The sequence below is a fragment of the Lentzea sp. NPDC020367 genome, assembly GCF_044387305.1.
GTDB lineage: Bacteria > Actinomycetota > Actinomycetes > Mycobacteriales > Pseudonocardiaceae > Lentzea.
This window is the reverse complement of the sequence record NZ_JBIRVV010000011.1, coordinates 182,194-199,445: the sequence shown is the minus strand read 5'-3', so window position 1 is coordinate 199,445 and position 17,252 is coordinate 182,194. Positions and strand designations below refer to the sequence as shown.

Here is a 17,252-nt window from a genome sequence, read left to right as displayed (position 1 = left end):
GGGAACCCCTGCATCCCCGGTCGTGAGGAGTACAACTACATGAAATCCCTGCGCACGGGGGCGCTGGCCGTCTTGACGGCCTCAGTGGTCGCCCTCTCGATGACGGGCGCCTCCGCCCACGACCCGAACACCGCAGAAGGACAGGCGGCGGCCAGAACGTTCCTGGCCGACCACCTCCCCGCGGACCGGCACGCGGTCACCGGCCAGGCCGCCGGAGTCCCGTGTGTCGACGGCAAGGCCGACATCTACCCCTGCAAGAACGTCGACCTGCTCAGCGTGCTGCCGCTGTCCGCGATGGGCGGTGGCAACGGCAACGACGTCTGGGGCTGGACCGACCCGTCCTCCGGCAAGGAGTACGCGATCGTCGGCCGCACCAACGGCACGGCGTTCGTCGACGTCAGCACGCCCACGGCGCCCAAGTTCCTGGGCAACCTGCCGTCCAACGGCGGCAGCAGCTCGTGGCGTGACATGAAGGTCTACAAGGACCACGCGTTCATCGTCGCCGACTTCATCACCGGCCACGGGATGCAGGTGTTCGACCTGACCCGGCTGCGGACGATCACGACGCCGCAGACGTTCACGGCCGACACCCTGTACAAGGACTTCGGCCCCGCGCACAACATCGCCATCAACGAGGAGACCGGGTACGCGTACGCGATCGGCTCCAACACGTGCAGCGGCGGCCCGCACATGGTCGACATCCGCACGCCGAAGTCGCCGAAGAACGCCGGCTGCGTCGCGCAGGACGGCTAGTGCGTGATCTACCGCGGCCCGGACACGACCTACCGGGGCCGGGAGATCTGCTTCAACTCCAACGAGGACACGCTGACGATCGTCGACGTGACCGACAAGGCCAACCCGGTCCAGATCGTGCGCAAGGCCTACTCCGGCGCCCAGTACTCGCACCAGGGCTGGCTCACCGAGGACCAGCGCTACTTCCTGCTCGACGACGAGCTGGACGAGTCGCGCGGCACCGACAAGCGCACCAAGACCTACATCTGGGACCTCGCGTCGCTGGCCAACCCCGTGCACACCGGCGTCTACAACTCGCCCGCCACGGCCATCGACCACAACCAGTACATCAAGGGCAAGTACTCCTACCAGGCCAACTACCAGGCCGGGCTGCGCATCCTCGACGTCAGCGGCATCGCCTCGGCACAGCTGACGGAGGCCGGGTACTTCGACATCTACCCGGCGGCGAACGAGGCGAAGTTCAACGGCGCGTGGAGCAACTACCCGTACTTCGCGAGCGGCATCGTGCTGGTCAACGGCATCGAGCAGGGCCTGGTCGTGGTCAAGCCCAACCTCGGCGCCGTCGAACCGCCGCCCACCGGCGGCAAGTTCGAGAACACGGCCGACGTGTCCATTCCGGACGCGGGTGCCGCGGTCACGTCACCGGTCACCGTGACCGGTGTCCCCGGCAAGGCGCCGGGAGCCCTCAAGGTGAACGTTGACATCAAGCACCCGTACCGCGGTGACCTGGTGATCGACCTCGTCGCGCCGGACGGCACTGCGTTCCGGCTCAAGGGTTCCAGCAACGACTCCGGTGACAACGTCGTGGCCACCTACGAGGTGAACGCCTCCGCCGAGGACGCCGCGGGCACGTGGCAGCTCAAGGTGCAGGACCTCTACCGCTCCGACGTCGGCTACGTCGACGCGTGGAGCCTTCAGTTCTGAGACGAGGCCGTGGGTGGCCTTCGCCGGCCACCCACGGCTCAGGAGTGGTCATGCGCAAACTGAGCTTCGCCGACTGGTTCTTCGCCCTGCTCGCCGTCACCGTGGTGGCGGGTGGCGGGGTCATGCTGTTCGCCCGGTCCGCTTCGCCCGTGCAGCACCAGAACATGGGCCCGGTCATGCCCGCCGCGCACAGCGACGGTCTGTCCGAAGTGGAGAGCGGCTACCGCTTCGACCGCGTCACCATGCCCGAGTCGCGGGGCACGGCGGTGCCCGTGGCGTTCCGGATCCTCGACGGCGCGGGCAAACCCGTCACCAGGTTCCTGGACAACCAGACCAAGCAGATGCACTTCTTCGCCGTCCGCGAGGACATGAACGTGTTCGAGCACCTGCACCCCGTGCTGGACGGCGACACCTGGCACACCACCCTCTCGCTGCCCGACGGCGGTGCCTACCGGATGTTCGCGGAGTTCGTGCCGCTCGACACCGCCGACGCGCGGCACCCGGTCGTGCTCGGCGTGCCGTTCAGCGTCCCCGGCGACACGACGCTGGCCCCGGTGCCCGCCCCTTCGGACGGAGCCACGACCACCGACGGCTACACCGTGGTGCGGGTGGACTCCCCGGCGCAGCCGACGCCGATGAACCCGCACGTGCTGCGCCTGTCGATCCGCGGGCCGGACGGCAAGCCGGTCAGTTCCCTGGAGCCGCACCTCGGCGCCAACGGGCACATGACCGGCTTCCACACCATGCTGCTGTCGGCGACGCACCTGCACCCGGTCGAACTGGCGGGCATTCCGCTGAACAACGGCGAACTGAGCTTCCAGGCGGTCTTCGCCGACCGGGGCGAGTACCGGTTGTTCCTGGAGTTCGCCCACGGCGGCAAGGTGCACCGGACGGCCTTCACGGTCGACGTCGGCTGACCCCCGGAGCGACGTCAGTTCATCGGCACGTGCCGCGCCGGACGGAGCTGTACGCGTCGTTGTGCGGGAAGTACCCCCACGTCCCGCTGTCGGACTGGTAGCGCTCGCCCTGGTAGTTGGGCTCGGTGAACCAGCAGAACGAGGCGCCGCTCCTGTTCCAGCCGGACGTGATCCGGTTGTCCAGGTAGCCGCCGTTGAACTGCGCCAGGTCGGGAATGCGCTGCTGGAGGGCCACGTACCGGCCCCCGCCCTTCTCGTGCTCGAAGCCGCACATGTGCGACGGCGGACAGTCCGAGTACGCGGTGACGCCGATCTCGCCCGCCTGCGCGGTTCCCCCGGTCAGCATCGCCGCGGCGGCCAGGGCGACTGCGACCCCGGCGATCGTCTTCCTGGTTCCGAACACCATTCCTGTTCCCCCTCAACGGTTTTCGCTTGCGAGAACCATGATCCGGGGGAGTGCGGACGAGGAACAGGTCACCAACCGGTCACCTGTGGCTGCTCGCCGTCGCGAACGCACCACCGTTCGCCGCGGTCGCCAGCGCGATCAGGCCCGCGAACAACGACAGCACCCCGGTGAACCCCCATCCGGCGATCACGCCGACCAGCACGGGCCCCAGGCTCGCACCGACGAAGAGCAGGAACGCGTACAGCGCCACGGCCGCGCCCTTGGCCGGACCGGCCTGTCCGGCGATGACCTCGATGAGCGCGGGTGAGGTGGCGGCCACCGCGGCCACGAAGAACAGCAGCGAGACGCCCAGCGCGACCACGTTCGTGCTCCACAGCGCCGCCACCAGCACGGCCGCGAGCGCCAGCACGCCACCACCGACCACCCGCACCGGCTGGGACAACCGCACCAGCCGAGGAGTGAGCAGCGGCACGGCGACCACGGCGGGCAACGCACTCGCCCGCAGGATCAGCAGAGCGGCGGGATCACCGGCGACCGCCGAGGGGCCGGCGAGGGTGACCATCGTGTAGATCCCGACGAAACTGCCCATCAGCACCATCGCCAGCACGTAGCCCACGAGCAGCCGCGGCCGCGCGAGCAGGCCCGCCATCGCGGCGAAAGCGGCGCCCGGACTCGGCACGGCCCCCGGCGTCGCGGGGCGCAGCACAGTGCGCACGACGGGCACGCACGCCGCCATCGCCACCGCGCTCACCAGGAACACCGCCTGCCAGTTCAGCGCGGAGGTGATGAGCTGCGCGGTGATCTGCATCAGCACGGTCGCCGCGATGGAACCGCCGGTGATCCACGTCAGGGCCACCGCACGGCGCGAAGGCTCGATCCGGTCGGTCACGTAGGCGAAGGCCGCCGGCACGAAGCACGCGGCGGTCGCGCCCTGCAGCACACGCAGCACGCCGACGAACACGAGGTTCGGGGCGAGGGGCACCAACGCGGTGGCGACCGCCGTCGCGACCAGGCCCGCGGTGATGACCGCACGCGGTCCGTACGAGTCCGTGGCCGGGCCGGCGACCAGGAACCCCGCCGCGTAGGCGATCCCGAAAGCGGACGCCAGCCAGGCGAGACCACCGGCTGTCGTGCCGTACGAGGCCGCCATCGGGGGCAGCATCGCGATCACCGTGTACATCTGGCCGACCACGAGGATCCCCAGTGGCGCGAGCAGCCACACGGTGGGCGCGAAGGGCGCCCACGACGGGTTCTGATGCGTGTCGGTCTCCGTGGTCGTCACGCGCCCAGAGTGCCCAACCAACTTGTTGGTTGTCAAATGTGGCGCACCTCCCGACCGTTAGGCCGAAACTGTCTAGAATATGCCGGGTGAGTACTCGAATTCCCTTGTCCACACGCCAGAAACTGCTGGTCGCAGCCCGTGACGAGTTCGCGGAGCACGGGATCGCGGGCGCACGTGTGGAGCGGATCGCCACTCAGGCGGGCGTCAACAAAGAACGCCTCTACAGCAATTTCGGCAACAAGGAAAAACTGTTCGAGGCAGTGGTCACGTCAGCACTCGCCGAACACACCGAAGCGGTCGGCCTGCCCGGCGGCGACCTCCTCGCCTACGTCGAGCGGCTCTACGACTTCCACCAGGACAACCCGAAGGTGCTGCGCCTGATGCTCTGGGAGGCGTTGCACTACAGCGACAGCCCCCTGCCCGACGAGGAGATCAGGAAGAGCCACTACGCGGAGAAGGTCGAGAGCCTCGCCCAGACCATGGGCACGGAGTCGCACACCCGCGCCGCCGTCACGATGCTGTTCCTGATCGGTCTCGCCGCGTGGCCCGCCGCCGTTCCGCAGCTCACCAGGACGATCTTCCCCGACCCCGAGGACCGGTCCGAGGTGCGGGCGCAGGTGCTCGACCTGGCCCGCAGGATGCTGCAGAACGAGGGCTGAGCGCACCCAGCCCTCGTTCGCCCTTCTCAGCTCAGCAGCTGCCGCACCGTGTCCGCGAGCACCTCCACGTGCTCGCGCTGCAGCACGGTGTAGTGGTCACCCGGCACGACGTGGTGCTCGAACTGGCCGTCGCACAGCGCCCGCCACTCCCGCACGACGTCCGGGTCGGCCCCGGACGCCGCCTGCACGAAGTGGACGACGCCGCCGAACCGGTCCGGCCGGTACGCGTACAACGCGCGGGCGTTCGCCTCGAACCGTTCGCACACCGCCTCGAACTCGCTGAACGCGACGTCCCGCGGCAGGACTCCCGCCGTGCGCAGCGCGTCGAACAACTCCCGCGCCGAACCGAGGTTCTCCCCGTGCCACGGCACTCCGGCGAGACCGGCGAGATCCCGGCCGAGCCATGACCACAGCACGGCCTGGTCGATCACCGCGGCGGCGAGCCCCGACGGCGATTCGGCGACGTCGAGCGCTAGGACGAAGTCGACCTCGCACCCGGCGGCCTCGAGTTCGCGGGCGATCTCGATCGCCAGCACCCCGCCCATCGACCAGCCGCCGATCCGGTACCGCGTGCCGGGCACCTCCTCGCGCACCGCCCGCGCGTACTCGGCGGCGAGCTCACGCAGGCTCAACGCGTGCCCGTCCGGGCAGCGCAGGCCGTGGACCGGCTGATCCGGTCCGAGCCGCGCGGCGAGGTCGGCGTAGGACAGCACCTCCCCGCCGATCGGGTGCGCGAGCACCAGCGGCACCGCCGAACCCCGCGGCTGGATGGGCACCACCACACCGGAGGGGACCGCGTCGGACAGCCAGCGGGCGAGTTCGCGGACCGTCGGCGCCGCGAACAACGTCGACACCCGCATCTCCACCCCGGTCGCCTGCCGCACCAGCGACACGAGTCGCACCGCCTGCAGCGAGTCACCGCCGAGGTCGAAGAAGTCGTCCGTCACGCACAGTTCGCCGGTCCCGAAGAACTCACGCCACAGGCCGAGCAGCAGTTCCTCCTCGGCGTCGGCCGGTTTCACCGGCTCCGCCTCCTGCGCGGCCGGCAGCGCGCTCAACGCGGCGCGGTCGACCTTCCCGTTGGCCGTCAACGGGAACTCGTCGAGCACTGCGATCGCCGACGGCACCATGTACCCCGGTAGCGCGTCCGCCGCGGCGGTCCGCACCGAGGCAGCGGTGGTGCCCTGGTCCGCCAGCACGTGCGCCGCCAGCCTGCCGGTCCGGACGGTCGCGACGGCCGCACGCACCCCGGTGCAGGCTTCCAGCGCCGCCTCGACGTCACCGAGTTCGATGCGGTGCCCGCCGATCTTGACCTGGGTGTCCTCCCGGCCGAGGAACTCGATCTCCCCACTGGGCAGCGTCCGGCCGAGGTCGCCGGTGCGGTACCAGCGGCCACCGGTCGCCGGGTCGATCACGAAGCTGCTCGCCGTGCGTTCGGCGTCGCCGAGATATCCCCGCGCGACACCGACACCGCCGATGTAGATGTCGCCCACGGCCCACACCGGCCGTGCGCGCAGTTCCGCATCGCCGACGTACACGTGCTGGTTGCGCATGGACAGGCCGTACGGGATCGACGCCAGTTCGGCGTCCTCCGGCCGGATCCGGTGCCAGATTGACCAGATCGACGCCTCGGTGGCTCCACCCAGACCCCACACGGCCGCGTCCGGGAACAGCCGCTGGACGTCGGCGGGCAACGTGACCGGAATCCAGTCACCGCTGAGCAGCACCGCTCGCAGCGGTATCTCCGCCGACCGGGCGTGTTCGCAGAGCATGGCCATCAGCGCGGGAACGCTGTTCCACACCGTCACGCCGTGCTCGGTCATCTGCCGCAACCACGCCGCCGGCTCGCGTTCGTCGCCGGCCGCGGGCAGGACCACGGCCCCACCTGCCGACAGGGGACCGAACAGGTCGTACACCGAGAGGTCGAAGTTCAGCGCGGACAACGCGAGCACGCGGTCCGAGGCGGTCAGCGCCAGCTCGTCGTTCACGTCGCGGATCGTGTTCACCGCCGCTCCGTGCTCGATCATCACGCCCTTCGGCACACCGGTCGACCCCGACGTGTAGATCACGTACGCCAGGTCCTCCGGTCCGACCGCGGGGTCCGGCAGCCCTTCGGCCAGTGCGTCCGGCCGGGGCCGGATCTCCCGCACCCACACGCTTTCCGGCCACTCGACGCGGTGCCACGGCTGCGTCAGCGCCGCCGTGATCCCGGCTGATTCCAGCACGCCCCGCAGGCGCTTCGCGGGCCACCGGGCGTCGATCGGGACGTAGGCGGCGCCCGCGCGCAACACGCCGAGGCATGCCACGACCTGTTCCCAGCCCTTGTCCATCACCACCCCGACCAGCGATCCGGGTCCGTGCCCGCGCCGGACCAGTTCGGCCGCCACCGCCGACGCCTCGGCCGCGAGCTCGCCGTAGGTCAGCGTCCGCGCGGCGGAGATCACCGCGACGGCGTCGGGGGTCTTCTCCGCCTGTTCGAAGAATCCCTTGTGCAGCAGGGAATCTCCGTCGAACTCGGGGATCTCGACGGTCGGTGCCGAGGCGATCGCCCTGGCATTCCACGCATCGGCGTCGCACAACGCCAGAACCGCGCGCTCGTACTCGGCGAGCATCGCGTCGACCAGCCCGTCCGGGAAGACCTCCTCGACGACGTCCCAGTTCAGCCGCAGCGCACCGGCCTCCTCCACGGCCTGGTGGTCGAGCGTGACCTGGGGCGTCCGCACGCCGCTGGCCACGGTCGTGCCGCTGTCGCCCAGCCGGGAGAGCGCGCCGATCAGGCCCGCCGCGCCGTCGTGCGTGGCCTGGACTCCGCCGAGCGTGGAGGTGAAGACGACCGGCATCCGCGCGCGGCCGGCACCACCGTCGAGGCGGTTGAGCTCGCGCATCACGTCGACGCCGGTCCACGCCGCGTGCTCCATGTCCTGCGCCAGTTGCCGTTGCACCGCGCGGGCGCGCTCGGCGAAGGGCGACGCCGCGTCGGCGCGCACCTCCAGCAGCGACGTCGAGGAGAAGTTGCCGACGACCTGGGACAGGTCCTCGCCCGCGAAACCCCGCCGGTTGGACACCAGCACGTTCACCGCGAAGTGCGGGCTCTTCGCCCACATCGCCAGCACGTCGCAGTACGCGGCGCAGATCGCCGCGGAGGGCGTCACACCGAACGCGGCGGCGTGCTGCTTGAGCCTCGTCCACAACGGGGTGGGGAGGACGATCGACCGGTGGCCGAACACCGGCGCGGTCACCTCGCTCAGCCGCACCGCGAGCGGCAGGTCGGGTGCGGCCGGCAGCGTCGCCAGCCGGTCCCGCCAGTACTGCCGGGCGGTGGCGATCCGGTCCGACGAGCGGAACTCGCGCAGCCGTCCGGTGTACTCGCGGAAGGTGGCCCGCGGAGCCTCTCGAACGCCTGCGGGGTCGTGGTAGAGATCGGCCCACTCGTTGAACAACGCGGCCGCGCTGGTGCCGTCGGAGATCAGCACGTCCACTCCGAAGTGGAGCCGGGTCACCCGGTCGTCCAGCCTCGTGGCGGTGGCGCGGAACAACGGCCATCGAGTCCGGTCGAACTCGTGCGTCTCGAGGTCCGCGCGCACCGCCTCCAGGCGCGCGGCCCGGTCCGCTCGGCCTCGCAGGTCCTCGACCTCGATCGAGTAGTCCGGCACCGCGTCGAGCACGCGGAAGTGACCCTCCTCGGAGAACACCGCGCGCAGCATCTCGTGGCGCCGCACCATCAACCGGAGCGCGCGTTCGGCCGCCGCCACGTCGAACCCGGTGAGGTCCGCCTCGATGTGGATGTAGGTCGACACGTCACCGAGCTCGAACTCCGGCGAACGGCCCGCGACGTACGCCTCCTGCAACGGGGTGAGCGCGTACCTGCCGTCGTCGACCGCCTCGGGCACGGCGGTGTCGCCGGCTTCCGGCTCCGGTTCGCCGACGAGTTCGGCGACGTGCGCGGTGAGCGCCTCCGGGGTCGGGTGGTCGAACACGGCGGTCGCGCCCACCCGGACACCGAGCCGCTTGCCGACCCGGCCGCGCAGTTCGGTCGACGTGAGCGAGTCGAAGCCCATCTCGAAGAAGGAACGGCGCACGTCCACCTTGTGCGGTTCGACGCCGAGCAGCCCGCCGACACACCCGGTCACCACGTTCCGCACCACCGCGAGCCGGTCCTGCGCCGTCACCGCTGCGGCGAGCGAGGCCTTCGCGTCGTCGGTCACCGCGACCGGGGCGGGTTCCTGGCGTCGTGGCCGCAGACCCGTCAGGAGCGGCGGCACGTCGGTCAGGCCGGACACGTCGAGCTCCGCCGCCACCACGAGCGAGGCGTCCACGGTGAGCGCGGCGTCGAACATCGCCAGGCCGGCCGAGACGGGGAACGGCACGATCCCGTTGCGCCGCAACCGCTGCAGGTCGGCGTCGCGGAGATGTCCGGTCATCCCGGAAGCCTGTTCCCACAGTCCCCACGCGATCGAGATCGCCGGACGGCCCCGCTGCCGGCGCCACGCCGCGAGCTGGTCGAGGAACGTGTTGGCGGCGGCGTAGTTCGCCTGCCCCGGCCCTCCCAGCACGCCGTAGACAGACGAGAACAGCACGAAGAAGGCGAGCGGATCCTGAGCGGTCAGCGCGTCGAGCACCACCGCCGAGCCGGCCTTGCCGCGCAACACCTCGTGCAGCTGGTCGTCGGTCATCGTGGCGATGGTCGAGTCGCGCAGCACACCGGCCGCGTGCACGACGCCGACGATCGGTCCGCCGGCGCGGATCTCGGCGAGCGCCCTGGCAGTCTGTCCCGCGTCGGCGACGTCGGCGGTGGCGACCTGGACACGTGCGCCCAGCGCCGTCAGCTCGTCGCGGAGTCCGGTGATCCCGGCGGACTTCCCGCCGCTGCGGCTGACCAGCGCGATCGAGGTCGCGCCCCGTTCGGTCACCAGGTGGCGGGCGATCTCCCGGCCGATCGTGCCGGTGCCACCGGTGATCACGACGGTGCCTTCCGGGCACGCGCCGGGGTCCCCAGCCACCGAGAAGGGCACGATCCTCGGTTCGAGAACTCCGTCGGCACGGACCGCCAGCTGCGGTTCGTCGCGCCGCAACGCGTCGGCGAGCGCCGCGGTCCCGTCGCCGGCGTCGACGATCCGGAACACGCCGGGGTGTTCGGACTGCGCGGACCTGACGATGCCCCACACCGGGCTCGTGCCGAGGTTCAGCTCCGTGTCACCGGGGACGGCGACCGCCGCCCGCGTGACGAAGACCAGCCGGCCGGGGTTCTCGCGAGCCAGCCACTCCCGCACCAGACCCAGCACCCGCGCGGCCGCGGCGTGCGACTCGTCCTCCGGGCACGGCACGACGACCTGCCAGTCGTCCGGGGTGGCGGCGGTGATCATCGCGGCCTCGGTGAGCGTGGCGACCGAGACCTGCGCGTGCTCGCGCACCGCGGCGCACAGCGGGTCGTCTCCGGCACCGACGACGCAGAGGCGCGCCGTCGTCTCCGCGGCCTCGGGCTCTGACCAGTCCAGCCGGTGCAACCGGGTGGACCGGCCACCGAGCCGGCGGACCACCACCCGGTCGATCGACAGCACGACGGCGCCGGTGGAGTCGAGCAGTGCCAAGGAGATCTCGTCCGCGCCACCGCGCCGCGCGACGACGGTGCAGGCGTCGCCGAGATGGTCTCGGTGCGTCCGCACCCCGGCGAAGAGGAACGGCACGACCAGACCCTTGCGAACGTCACCGAAGAGCCCGCAGCCGAGCGCGGCGTGCAGTGCCGAGTCGGCCAGCGCGGGGTGCACGACGAAACCGCCGTGGTTCACCAATGCCGACTCGGGCAGCCGGACCTCGGACGTGACGACGTCACCGCCGTCGCAGACCGTCCGGACGGCTCGGAACGCTTCGCCATAGCCATATCCGGCGCCGGCGAGGGCGGTGTACATCTGGTCCGGAACGACCCCGCGGCCCTCCAGCGGCGCCGCGGCCGACGCCGGACCGGGAACGGTGAGCACCGCCTCGCCGTGCTTCACCCAGTCACCGCCCGCGGTGCGCGAGTGGAACGTCGCGACGCGGTCGGGGGTCACGGCCACCTGCACCTCGGCCGGTGAGCCGTCGCACGGCACCACGAGCGGGTCGTTGAGCACGAACTCATCGATCGCCGCGTACCCGGCATGCGCGCCCGCGTGCAGAAGCATCTCCACGAACGCCGTGCCGGGTAAGAAGATCGCGTCGTTCACCCGGTGGTCCATCAACCAGGGATGGCTGCGCAACGACAGGTGCCCGGACAGCAGCCTCGTGTCGTCGGGCAGGACGACGACGGACCCGAGCCACGGGTGCGGGGCCGGTGCGGACCTTCGGGCCGGCGCGACGGGCTGTTCCGGTGCGGACAGCCAGAACCGCCTGCGCTCGAACCGGTAGGTGGGCAGGTCGACCCGTCCGGCCGGAGGCAGCAGCCTCGGCCAGTCGATCTCGTGTCCCTGGACGTGCGCCCGCCCGGCCGCCTCCAGGAAGCGTGCGACACCACCGCGGTCGCGGCGCAACGTCGCGCACACCGGGGCGTCGCTGCCCTCGGCGGCCAGCACGGCCTCGATCGCGCCCGTCACCACCGGATGCGGGCTGATCTCCAGGAACGCGTCGTACCCGCGTTCGGCCAGCAGCGCCACCGTGTCCGCGAACCGGACCTGACTCCGCAGGTTGCGGTACCAGTAGCCGGCGTCGAGTTCGTCGCCACGCACCGGTGCGGCGTCCACAGTGGAGTAGATGGCCACGGAGGAGGCGACCGGTTCGATCTCCCGCAACGCCTCGACGATCTCCGCACGCAACGGTTCCACCGCCGGCGAGTGCGAGGCGTAGCGCACCGGCACGCGCCGTGCGTACACGTCCTTGGCCTCACACAGCGCCAGCACGCGTTCCGCGCCCTGCTCGTCGGCACCGGCGAGCACGAGCGACCGGGGTGCGTTGACCGCGGCCACGACGAGGTCCGCGTTCGCCTCGGCGATGATGGCCGCCGCCTCGGACTCGGTCGCGGCGACGACCATCATGCCGCCGCTGCCGCAGGCCCGTTCGATCGCCTGACTGCGGCCGGCCACGATCCGGGCGGCGTCCCGCAGGCTGAGCGCGCCCGCCACGTGCGCCGCGGCCACCTCGCCCTGGGAATGACCGATGACGGCGGCGGGTTCGACACCGGCGTCGCGCCACATCGCGGCCAGGCCGACCATCACCGTGAAGATCATCGGCTGCACGACGTCCGTCGCCTCGGTGTCGAGACCGTCGGCGAGCGCGTCGCACAGGGAGAAGCCCAGGTGCGGTGCGAACTCCGCCGCGCACTCCCGGACCTTCGCCAGGAATACCGGCGAGGTGGTGAGCAGTTCGGTGGCCATGCCGGCCCATTGCGAACCCTGACCGGGGAAGACGAAGACGGGCCTGCGCACCCGCCGCGCCTCACCGGTCACGACGGCCTCGTTCGGCGTGCCGGCGACCAGGTCGCGCAGGCCCGCCAGCAGTTCTTCGCGGTCACCGCCCACCACGACGGCGCGGTGCGCGAAGTGCTCGCGCTCGGACGCGAGCGACCTGGCCACCGCCGCGGGCGGATGGTGCAGCACGTCGGCCACCGAGGCGGCCTGGGCGCAGAGCGCCTCGGTGGTCTTCGCCGACAGCGTCAGCGCGACCGCACCGGCCGCGGGAGACCCGGCTTCTGGTTGCTCCTCGGCGCTTTCGAGGATCACGTGCGAGTTCGTGCCGCTCACCGCGAACGCCGACACCGCGCACCGGCGCACACCCGCGCGGGCGGGCCACTCACGCGCCTCCGAGAGCACGTCCACGGTGCCGGGCCACGGAACGTGCGAGTTGAGCTCTTCCACGTGCAGCGTCTTCGGCATCACGCCCGCCCGCATGGCGAGCAGGCACTTGATGACGCCGCCGACGCCCGCCGCGGCCATGGAGTGGCCGATGTTGGACTTCAGCGACCCCAGCCACACCCGGTCGGAACGGTCGCGGCCGTAGGTGGCGATGATCGCGCCCGCCTCGACCGGGTCACCGAGCTTGGTGCCGGTGCCGTGCGCCTCGACGAGGTCGACGTCCTGCGGCCGCAGGCGTGCGTCGGCCAGCGCCTGCTCGATGACCTTCGCCTGGGCCTTGCCACTGGGCGCGCTCAGTCCGTTGCTCGCACCGTCCTGGTTGACGGCGGTTCCCCTGATGACGCCGAGGATCCGGCGGCCGAGCCGGCGGGCCTTCGCCAGCGGCTCCAGCACGAGCACACCCGTGCCCTCGGCCCACGACGTGCCGTTCGCGGTGTCGGAGAACGTGCGACATCGGCCGTCGGGGGACAGGGCGCGCTGCCGGGAGAAGTCCAGGAACATGCCCGGCCCCGCCTGCACGGTGCTGCCCGCTGCCAGCGCCAGATCGGTCTCCCCGGTGCGCAACGAGCGCACGGCGGTGTGGATCGCGACCAACGACGACGAGCACGCCGTGTCGATGGTGATCGCCGGTCCCTCCAGGCCGAGCAGGTAGGAGATCCGGCCGGACGCGACGCTCGGTGAGGTGCCGGTCGCCATGTAGCCGGACGTCTCGCCCTGCCAGCGGCCCAGCGGCATGCCGTACTCGTTCGGCATCAGGCCGACGAACACGCCGGTGCGCGAACCCTTGAGCGAGGACGGCACGATGCCCGCGCGTTCGATCGCCTCCCACGCGACCTCGAGCAGGACGCGGTGCTGCGGGTCCATGCCCAGCGCCTCGGCGGGCCTGATGCCGAAGAACGCCGCGTCGAACGTGTCGGCGTCGTGCAGGAAACCGCCCTGTCGCACGTAGGTGGTGCCGGGGCCGCCGTCTGGGTGGTGGATCGCCTCCAGGTCCCACCCGCGGTTCTTCGGGAAGTCACCGATGGCGTCACGTCCTTCGGCGACGAGTTCCCAGAGATGTTCCGGTGTGTCGGCGCCGCCGGGATAGCGGCACGCCATGCCGACCACTGCGATCGCGTCGTCCACGTCAGGCACAGCTCGCCTCCATCATGGTGTTCACGTGCGTTGTCAGGTCGTCGATCGTCGGACAGTCGAAGATGTCCGTGTCGGCCAGCGCGAGGCCGGTCGAGGTGTTGATGCGGTCCACCAGTTCCATCTGGGCCTGGGAGTCCACGCCGAGGTCGCGGAACGCCACTCCGCTCGTGCCCCTGGGCAGAGGCTCTCCGAGCAGGTCGCCGAGTTCGCGTTCCACCAGCGAGCGCACCCGCCACGAGCGGTCCGGTGCGTTCCGCCACTCGTCGGCGAACGCCGGCTCCGCGTCCGGTTCCGGCGTGCTCGCCACCGGCAGGTCCGGGAGAACGGGAAACTCCGTGCGGTCGAAGGGATGTGTGGGCAGCGAGGGAACCTTGCGCGCGGCGCCGAGCAGGGCCAGCACCGCGGCGGGATCGCCGGTGGCCAGGTGTTCGCCGGCGGCGCGGAGGACCCCGGCGTCAGCCTCCCAGCCCAGGGGCACCGCGAAGCTGTTGCCCGCCAGCACACTCGCGAGCCCCTGGCGGAGTTCGTCCCAGGTGGACCCGACGACCACCGCGCGGTGCTCCCAGCGGGTGCGGTGCAGCAGCGTCCAGGCCACGTCGGCCGGGGTGTGGTCGCCGGGGTCGTGGTCGTTCAGCCTGCGTGCCAGCTCGCCGAGCGCGTGCGGAGAACGCGCGGACAGGCACCACACGACGTTGCCGGACCACGCGTCCTGGTCGACGACGGGAGGGGGACCGACGACCACGTGAGCGTTCGTTCCCCCCATGCCGAACGAACTGACGCCGATCACCTCGTGCGGCCGCAGCACGAGATCCTCTTGCTGTGCAACGACTTCGAGGTTCAGCTCGTCCAGCGGAAGGGAGGACCTCGTGAAGTTCAGGCTCGGTGGCAGCACGGCGTGACGGATCATCAGGCACGCCTTGAGCAGTCCCGTGACACCCGCCGCCGACTCGAGGTGCCCGACGTTCGTCTTCACCGAGCCGACCTTGACCCGCCTGGCCCGCCCGATCGCCGCACCGAGCGCCTGGGCCTCGACGGGGTCGCCGGCCGGGGTGCCGGTACCGTGCAGCTCGACGTAGGCCACGTCCTCCGGAGACACCCCGGCGGCCTTGTGCGCGGCTTCGACGAGGTCCTGCTGCGCGTCCGCGGACGGCGTTCCGAGCAGCTCCGGTCCGCCGTCGTGGGCGGTGGCGCTGCCGCGGATCACGGCGTGCACGGCGTCGCCGTCGCGCAGCGCCGCCTCCAGCGGCTTGAGGACGACGAGACCGCCGCCCTCGCCGCGAACGTAACCGTTGGCGCGCTCGTCGAAGGTGTGGCAACGGCCGTCGGGGGACAGGCCGCCCCACAGCGCGATCTGCTCGGTGACCTCGCCCAGCAGGTTGAGGTTCACCCCGCCGGCGATCGCCGCGTCGCACTCACCGGTGCGAATGGCCGACACCGCCCGATGCACGGCGACCAGCGACGAGGACTGTCCGGTGTCCACGACCTCGCTCGGCCCGCGCAGGCCGAAGAAGTAGGAGACGCGGTTCGCCAGCATCGAGCGGCTGGTGCCCATGTGCCCGTGGCGGTCCAACGCCCCGGAGGCGAGGTAGCGCTGGCGGAAGTCGTCCGCGCACGCACCGACGAACACGCCCCAGCGCGAGGCTTTGACGTCCGCGGTGCTGACGGCGGCGTCCTCGACGCACTCCCACGCCAGCTCCAGCAGCAACCGCTGCTGCGGGTCCGTCCAGGTCGCCTCCCTGCGGGACATGCCGAAGAAGCCCGAGTCGAAGGCGTCGAGCCCGTCGACGAACCCGCCGAACCCCCGGCGGCCCTGCCACCGGCCCTCCGGCACCTCGGTGACGCTGGACCGGCCGGCGACGAGGTTGCGCAGGAACTCCGCGGGATCGGCCGCACCCGGCACCCGGCAGGACATCCCGATCACGGCGATCGCGCTCATCGGGTCACCTCGGCCGGGCCCGGTCCGACGAGCAGGTGCCGCACGCCGCGGAACGTGGGGCTCGGTTTCCACTCCAGGTCCGCGCGGGAGGTCCGGATCTCCAGGGCGGGACAGCGTTCGATCAACGCCTCGAACGCGACCTCGGCCTCGACCCTCGCGAGGTGCTTGCCGATGCAGTTGTGCACACCGCCGCCGAAGGCGATGTGGTCGCCACCGGGCCGGTCGAGGTCGAACGCGTCCGGTGCGGCGAACCTCTCGTCGTCCCGGTTCGCCGCCGCGAACGCGAGGAACACGATCGAGCCCGCCGGGATCCGCGTGCCGCCGACCTCGACGTCCTCGCTCACGTAGCGGTAGAGCGACAGGTTGAACGGCGACTGGTGGCGCAACATCTCCTGCACCGCACCGGGAACGAGCGCCGGATCGGCCCAGAGACGTGCGTGCACAGCGGGGTCGGCGTCGAGCGCGAGCAGACCCGCCGCGAGCAGGTTCGCCGTCGTCTCGTACCCGGCGACCAGCAACGCGTAGGCCTGGGAGACGGCTTCGCGCTCGGTGACGCCGGGATGCCCGGCCAGCAGGGCCAGCACGTCCTCGTCGCCGGAGTTCCGCTTGGCCGCCATGAGATCGCGCAGGTAGCTGGCCATCAGCCCGGCGTCGCGCTGGATTGCGTCCCGCGACGCCGCACTCGTGATCGTCTGGGCCCACGACGAGAACGTGTGCCGATCGGCCACGGGCACACCGAGGAGCCCGCAGATCACCTCGATCGAGAACGGCAGCGCGAAGTCCTCGACCAGATCGAACTCCGGCTTGCCGGCCACCCGGTCCAGCACTCGGTGTGCAACCGCGCGCACGTCTTCACGCCGTGCCGTCGCCGCCCGCGCGGTGAACGCGCCGTTGAGCGGCTTGCGCAGCCGGGTGTGCTCAGGCGGGTCGTTGTTCGCCATGTTGTCGTAGAGCACGGAGTCCTGGCCGGCGTGGCCGAACACCGCCATCGCCTTGTCCAGCTCCTTGCGGAACCGGGGATCGCCCAGCGCGAACTCGATGTCGTCGTACGAGGTCAGCAGCCACGCCCGCAGACCGGGCGGCAGGTAGGCCATGCCGGTCTCCAGCACCACCTCGACGGGCCTGTTGCCCGCCTTCCTGATGGCGGCGTACACCGGATACGGATTTCCGAAGAACTCGCCGTCCAGCACCAGCGGGTGTGTACGGCTTTGCACAGGCAGAATCACGGTCCCCCGATCATTCGGGCATGACGGTGAGGACCTGCGTCAAATGAACGGGGACGCATCCGTGGAACTCGACCACGAAGTGCGCAACCCCATGCCCGCCCCCACCGGCATGCAGAAATGAAGAACTATCACCAGCCGCACAACGGCGGCACCCCGAACCCAGCGGACCCTACCACTCGATTCCTGTCGCGACCA

8 protein-coding genes and 1 pseudogene are annotated in these 17,252 nt (G+C 71.1%); 4 read left to right on the top strand and 5 right to left on the bottom strand.

Annotated features, from left to right (window positions below; translation table 11 throughout):
* Nucleotides 1-39 precede the first annotated feature (39 nt).
* The 3 genes and pseudogenes from ACH413_RS35620 to ACH413_RS35610 form a co-directional block, all read left to right on the top strand.
* Nucleotides 40-1,287: pseudogene (locus ACH413_RS35620) on the top strand (choice-of-anchor B family protein); the annotation flags it as partial.
* A gap of 3 nt (nt 1,288-1,290) precedes the next feature.
* The gene (locus ACH413_RS35615) at nt 1,291-1,677 is read left to right on the top strand and encodes a proprotein convertase P-domain-containing protein (RefSeq protein WP_360038800.1); all 387 of its coding nucleotides are present in this window, start codon (nt 1,291-1,293) and stop codon (nt 1,675-1,677) included.
* Nucleotides 1,678-1,727: 50 nt separating this feature from the next.
* A complete protein-coding gene (locus ACH413_RS35610) occupies nt 1,728-2,594 on the top strand; it encodes a hypothetical protein (protein ID WP_360038589.1) in 867 nt (288 codons plus the stop codon).
* Between the two features lie 19 nt (nt 2,595-2,613).
* Here the strand turns inward: ACH413_RS35610 and ACH413_RS35605 are convergent, their stop codons facing one another.
* Both ACH413_RS35605 and ACH413_RS35600 read right to left on the bottom strand, forming a co-directional pair.
* Nucleotides 2,614-2,997, bottom strand: a complete 384-nt coding sequence (locus ACH413_RS35605; protein ID WP_396425429.1) for a peptidase inhibitor family I36 protein — start codon at nt 2,995-2,997, stop codon at nt 2,614-2,616.
* Between the two features lie 82 nt (nt 2,998-3,079).
* Nucleotides 3,080-4,282, bottom strand: a complete 1,203-nt coding sequence (locus ACH413_RS35600; protein WP_360038583.1) for an MFS transporter — start codon at nt 4,280-4,282, stop codon at nt 3,080-3,082.
* Nucleotides 4,283-4,368: 86 nt separating this feature from the next.
* Between ACH413_RS35600 and ACH413_RS35595 the strand changes: the two genes are divergently transcribed.
* A complete protein-coding gene (locus ACH413_RS35595; protein WP_360038580.1) occupies nt 4,369-4,941 on the top strand; it encodes a TetR family transcriptional regulator in 573 nt (190 codons plus the stop codon).
* A gap of 26 nt (nt 4,942-4,967) precedes the next feature.
* Here ACH413_RS35595 and ACH413_RS35590 read toward each other — a convergent pair whose 3' ends face one another.
* The 3 genes from ACH413_RS35590 to ACH413_RS35580 are packed head-to-tail and all read right to left on the bottom strand — an operon-like array spanning nt 4,968 to nt 17,057.
* Nucleotides 4,968-13,895: a non-ribosomal peptide synthetase/type I polyketide synthase gene (locus ACH413_RS35590; RefSeq protein ID WP_360038577.1), complete on the bottom strand. Its 8,928-nt coding sequence runs from the start codon at nt 13,893-13,895 to the stop codon at nt 4,968-4,970.
* Nucleotides 13,888-15,831, bottom strand: a complete 1,944-nt coding sequence (locus ACH413_RS35585) for a beta-ketoacyl synthase N-terminal-like domain-containing protein (RefSeq protein WP_360038574.1) — start codon at nt 15,829-15,831, stop codon at nt 13,888-13,890. The genes ACH413_RS35590 and ACH413_RS35585 overlap by 8 nt, the downstream gene beginning before the upstream one ends.
* A complete protein-coding gene (locus tag ACH413_RS35580) occupies nt 15,828-17,057 on the bottom strand; it encodes a cytochrome P450 (RefSeq protein WP_360038571.1) in 1,230 nt (409 codons plus the stop codon). Before ACH413_RS35580 ends, ACH413_RS35585 begins: the two co-directional genes overlap by 4 nt.
* Nucleotides 17,058-17,252: the final 195 nt, after the last annotated feature.